The organism is Staphylococcus sp. EG-SA-2, from assembly GCF_017152085.1.
The window spans coordinates 1-575 of the sequence record NZ_JACYHC010000036.1; the positions used below are offsets into that span (position 1 = coordinate 1).

The following is a 575-nucleotide window of genomic DNA, read 5'->3' on the forward strand; positions in this document are numbered from 1 at the left end:
GATAATATCAATGATAAAAAGAACCAAGAGATAGCCCCTAGAAATTGTAAAATAGCAGAAGAAATTCTAAAACTCATATAATCATATATAGCTAAAACAAGTGAAGGTAATGCGACTAATACCATTAAAATGATGTTGAGGGTGAATAAATATGGCTGTTCAAAAGTTACTGTGTTTGGTCCTGTTGGATGCATTGCTGCTAAGAACAAGCAAACAATCGTCGATAAAATTGCTAAAATAATAAAAGTAATTCGAACTTTCATCATGACCATCCTTTGTTTATAGAGTCAATATAAGTATGAAATATGTTAGGGATATAGTCAAATGCGTCAACTAATGGGTGATTTTGGCATAGATAGAGAATTTAAGGCAATTAAAAAAGCATCAAACAGTAATATGCTGCTTGATGCAAAATGGTAAGGTATTGGTTAAATTGTATTGTCTCAAAGATTAGTCACTTTTAAAGATAAAGAATTGTCATGAATTAAAGCTCATGTAATGATGTGTTACATGTCGCAATGATGGCTTTCAGTTATTTATCGATAACATCACTCTTGATACCTTTAGATTTTAAG

1 protein-coding gene is annotated in these 575 nt (G+C 30.8%); it reads right to left on the reverse strand.

What is annotated here, in order from left to right; translation table 11 throughout:
* A partial coding sequence (locus tag IDG60_RS00290; RefSeq protein ID WP_206160345.1) for a hypothetical protein occupies nt 1–263 on the reverse strand: 263 nt, incomplete at its 3' end.
* Between the last annotated feature and the right edge of the window lie 312 nt (nt 264–575).